Here is a 4,596-nt window from a genome sequence, read left to right on the forward strand (position 1 = left end):
AACGTTTCAAAGTATTTTATGTATTTCATTGTGCCTCCCAAGTTATTGAGTAGTATAAAATTCCATCTTCGATTTTAAATGATATTATCGGTTTAACAGCATAAGGATAACCACTATCGACATATCTAGTTCCATTCCAGTAAAACCAATGGCCCGTTGCCTGGTCAATGTATGGCCCTTTATTTTCCAAAGTTCCCACAAGTTTCCTTATTGTCATGTCATAACCTCACTTTAATATTATATATTTTATTATGTAATTTATTATATATTTTATTATCTATTTTATATAAGGTATATATCTTTGCCATCATCACAGCCATCCCATTCCATATACAATTTGTTATCTTCCCAAACGAATCTGACATCATTGACAATAGCTACATCGGGAAGCTCACAATATGTTACTCCGTCTGCATCTTTAACATAATTGGCCTGTGCCATGATATTGGACTCTGTTGGTACGATCATATTGACTACATGAGTTATTTCATCCTGTTCAAATGAGCAGTCCCCAAGATCAATACAGTTCTGAGATTCAGGATACATTTCGATTTCTGACATTTGCCTATAGACTCTAATGTACTGCGTATCTTCGTTTTCCGTTAGATTAACGATTGAAAGCAATCTTAAATCATGGCCTTGAACTGGATTACATTCACCGTCACTGTCAATGTATATTCTTGTATTCGGCAATATATCTGCAGGTGCTGGTCTTTTGAGTTTCAATCTGAAAACATCACCCAATACGGCCACAGCCACTAAAGTTAATCCTGAAGTCTTGACCTGCACTTTACCTAACAGATATCCAAAAGCAAGTTCGCCTGCTTTGGCTTTTCTAACTATTGTATGCTCCATTGTGGATGATTCATCCAACGTTACCATTTCACCGACTGCACATTGATTGGAGCAAATCCAAGCAGTATGCTCTTCATTAACATAACTTCTATCTCCCTCATCGAGTAAACAAGCTATTACATCCATTTTTTCTGAATGTTCCAGTCCTGTCGGATATCCACGTCCATGTCCTATTGTTGAATTTACATCATAATCGATTATCATTTTAAAACACCCAATCCCAATTCTTGTTAATTATTTTATCTGGAATGTGAAGTCCAGTATCTTCCATGTCATCATCATTAGCGTCCCACATTAATGTTGAGCCTCTGTAGGCCTTAGTGTATTCGTGGCTTCCTTTATATAAACGAATTCCTGTTTTAGTTCTTTCTGTTACTGTTACTGTTGGAATTCCATTAGCTGCAAACAATGGTGATGGGAATATGAGTAACCATTTTAGATCAACATAATTGAAATCTTCAAAGTCAGTTGTAGCGTAAAATGTTGGGGAGATTTGAATTTCCGCATAGCTGGTTTCATAAATCTTGCCGGGATTGTTTCTACTGAATCCTTCCAGGTAATCTGAACTATTTGAAGTTCCAGTCCCTACACGGCCATGACGATGGTATTGTTTATAATTTCCTTCTTCATCACTGCCTGAAGCATAAGCATCAAAGGAACTGGCCATTACTAAAGTTTCAGCACCATTAAACATGCAATAGTCCTTTTCCTCATCAGCCCAGTAGCATGTTGTACCTTTCGTATCTATTCCATATGTTGTGAGACTGCCATCAACTTGCATCATGACATTTCCAAAAGTTGAACCATGATATGTTGCATTATCATTAACATCAACATTACCTCCAATACGTTTAAATCTGGCTACAGTAACACGATTGTTACTTAAAGATTGACCTGAAGCAAATGTTGTAATTAAATCGGTTGGAGAAGTTCCGTCAAGGTTAGGAACAAATCTTGCTCTAAGAAATTGACCGCCATCTGTTGAGTCATTGTTGATACTTAAACCTGAGTAGTTCATGAAAAATTGTGAGTAGGTATCAGAGTTTGCATCAAACATTAACACATCATTACCAGTTGTTAAAGTGCTGCTGAAGGCTGTTGAAGTATCATGAACATCAACCAATAGCTTTGTTGTTTGTGAAATCTGACTGACAGGAACTCTAACTAGAATAGCTGCCGGTTGAGATCCATAAGATGGGATGTATAATACTTGACATTCTGTATTGTTTTTTGTTTTGATCTTTAGGTTTTTCAAATCACTTCTGAATAAATTGGAGTAAGAACTACTGGCTAAAGAATCTAATAAGATATAATCATAGCTGGATGAATAGATACCACTTCTTTGGTTGTAGTTACTCATGACAATATTTATCTGTAATTTTTTCTGCAATGTCATGATTAATATTTTATTATCTTTTTTATATAAATAATATAATAAAAAAAGTAATATTCACATTAACATTAACGATTCCCTATTTAGAACTTGAATTCCTTTACCCTGCGATATATATGCACGGGTTGAGCCAAGTTTGATTTGCAATATTATTGATGTTAATGTAAAAGTCCATTAATAAAAATAAAAATAGTAGCTATTGATTTAATTATTCAATAGCTATGATAAAATATTATTCATTGATAAGTAATCCATTATAGCCCATGAATTCTATGAAACTAGAAATAATTTCATCATGACGATTAATAATATCATCTTCTATAAAATCAGCTGCATTGGTAGCAAGGTCTCTTAATTCCTTAATCTTAGTACCTTCTTTGACTTGATTTCTACGGGTGGTATATCCGCCAAGATAATATTTACGTTTATCATCAAAACGATAATCAGAAGCACTAATATTAATTCCTTTTTCTAAAAGTGACTTATTTCCCAAACTTTCTATATTCTTTGGATCGCTAAGAGTGTGGTCTTTTTCTTGACGTCTCTTAGCATAAATATGCTCAATATCCATTTTATCATTCAATAGTAAAAGAGGTTGTTCAGGATCTTGGAATGCCCACCAAGTTAACATTGATTTGGTGATTTTCCTATAATTACTGAAATCATAGTTTCTAAATAGATTGTTAACCTTAGCTTCATTAAATAAAAATTCATTAAAGTCTACTGGGTCTTTATTAACAAGATTAATCATTTCAGGATAAACTGGAGTTCTTAACGTGTTCACACCAGGATTAGTTATTGCATATGCCCAAATAAAAGCAGTTATTTTATTTAAGAATTGATAAAAGTGTTCATCATTAAGTGCACCACCATCTTCACGGTAGGACATATAATAAACTGAAACAAAGTATGTCCACATTCCATTAGGAGCATAATTCAAAACATATAATCTTTTTAATACTCTTTCAGAAAATCTTTCCTTATTTTGTTGTAATATATCTTTCCAAAATTGAGCTAAATCAATTAGGTTATCAAATGTTTCATCATTCTTTAAAAGAGCATATCCATCTTTTTCATAAAACTTACGTAAAGCTTCTGTGGTTGATGCTCTAATACCTTTTCTAGCTCTCTCATAATACATGTATCTTGTGAATATTTCATCTAATGCTGAACCGGTTGAAGCAGGAAATATTTTATTACATAACATTTCCAGGTCTTTCCAATCCTCCATGAATGAATCTTTTTCACCTTTGTCAGAATAGTATTTGTAAAATTGTGCTTTGAAAATATCAGCATCAGATAATGGTTTTCCTCTATCATTTAATGTGGAAAAAATCCTTAATGCCGTATCTTGAGACTCAGCTTCAATAGGGAGCAATATACAATTATTCATAATTCTTATTGGTAAGAATGAGAACCAATCAGGATACATATTTAAGAATTCTTCAATTTTCTTTTGGAAAAATCTATAGTTATTGGCATAGGTACTATCTTCCTTATCAGATACAATACCTGTTCTTAGAATATTTAGGAATTCTTCTTTATCTTCATCAGATGCAACTTCTGAATCAATTTTCAATATTGATTTATCTGCATCTCCAAATTCATCTGTTTTCCAAATACATTGTTCAATACTTCTACTTGTTTTTAAAGCTTTATCATCCCGCATATTCCCATAACGGTCATAAAATGCACGAAGCAATAACATTAATGTTGTTAACCTTTGTTGACCATCGATTATTTCCATTTGGCCATTGTCATTTTTAAATGTGACAATTGGGCCTAAGAAGTATTCATCACTGTCACTATCAAAGTCTTCATAATCATTATTTGGGAATGAAAAAAGGAATAAATCCTCCCATAATGTCATACATTCAGTTTCACCCCATGCATAGGGTCTTTGATAATCTGGAATCAGAAAATTTGTTTTCTTTCCGCTGAAAAGTTCTTTAACAGTTTTCTGATCTATATTTAATTTTGACATAATTACCTCCAAATTATGTTATGTTATTTAAGATGTATATTCCTCACAATTTAAAAACATTATTAAAATAGTTATCATTAACGATGACGATTCCATAACTGGGTGTGAAATCTCCTGCACTGCGATATATATGCACAGGTTGAGCCAGAATTGATTTTCAATATGGCGGATGGTAATGTCCGTGCCACCTCACCAAATGAAGGTTTTAAAAATTAGTTTTTATTACATTAACAGTACTGTCAAGGATTTGCCCAAACTAGAGCAACCTTGCCATACTCATGTTATAAGCGAGCCAATTCGCCCAGGCCGACCCCCACGCCGGAGCGTAAGCGGAGGCGTGTGTGGGGAGGCCTGGGTGAATAGA

At 33.6% G+C, this 4,596-nt stretch carries 4 protein-coding genes; all 4 read right to left on the bottom strand.

Translation table 11 applies throughout. From position 1 onward, the window contains the following. Window positions 1–25: 25 nt before the first annotated feature. The 4 genes from ACJMML_RS07705 to ACJMML_RS07720 all read right to left on the bottom strand — a co-directional run bounded on the left by ACJMML_RS07705 (window position 26) and on the right by ACJMML_RS07720 (window position 4,232). The gene (locus ACJMML_RS07705; protein WP_292852872.1) at window positions 26–217 is read right to left on the bottom strand and encodes a hypothetical protein; all 192 of its coding nucleotides are present in this window, start codon (window positions 215–217) and stop codon (window positions 26–28) included. A gap of 65 nt (window positions 218–282) precedes the next feature. Next, window positions 283–1,059 (bottom strand): hypothetical protein, encoded by a 777-nt coding sequence (locus ACJMML_RS07710; RefSeq protein ID WP_405306751.1) that lies wholly within the window; start codon window positions 1,057–1,059, stop codon window positions 283–285. A gap of 1 nt (window position 1,060) precedes the next feature. Then, window positions 1,061–2,215, bottom strand: coding sequence for a hypothetical protein (locus ACJMML_RS07715; protein WP_405306752.1), 1,155 nt, complete (start codon window positions 2,213–2,215; stop codon window positions 1,061–1,063). 265 nt (window positions 2,216–2,480) lie between these two features. After that, entirely contained in the window at window positions 2,481–4,232 is a 1,752-nt protein-coding gene (locus ACJMML_RS07720) for a DUF262 domain-containing protein (RefSeq protein ID WP_405306753.1), read from the bottom strand. Window positions 4,233–4,596: the final 364 nt, after the last annotated feature.

The organism is Methanobrevibacter sp. (assembly GCF_045130115.1).
In the GTDB taxonomy this organism is placed as follows: domain Archaea; phylum Methanobacteriota; class Methanobacteria; order Methanobacteriales; family Methanobacteriaceae; genus Methanocatella.

Coding starts and splice junctions, on each gene's coding strand:
- ACJMML_RS07720 (WP_405306753.1), bottom strand. CDS start 4,232: ATGTCAAAATTAAATATAGATCAGAAAACTGTTAAAGAACTTTTCAGC.
- ACJMML_RS07715 (WP_405306752.1), bottom strand. CDS start 2,215: ATGAGTAACTACAACCAAAGAAGTGGTATCTATTCATCCAGCTATGAT.
- ACJMML_RS07705 (WP_292852872.1), bottom strand. CDS start 217: ATGACAATAAGGAAACTTGTGGGAACTTTGGAAAATAAAGGGCCATAC.
- ACJMML_RS07710 (WP_405306751.1), bottom strand. CDS start 1,059: ATGATAATCGATTATGATGTAAATTCAACAATAGGACATGGACGTGGA.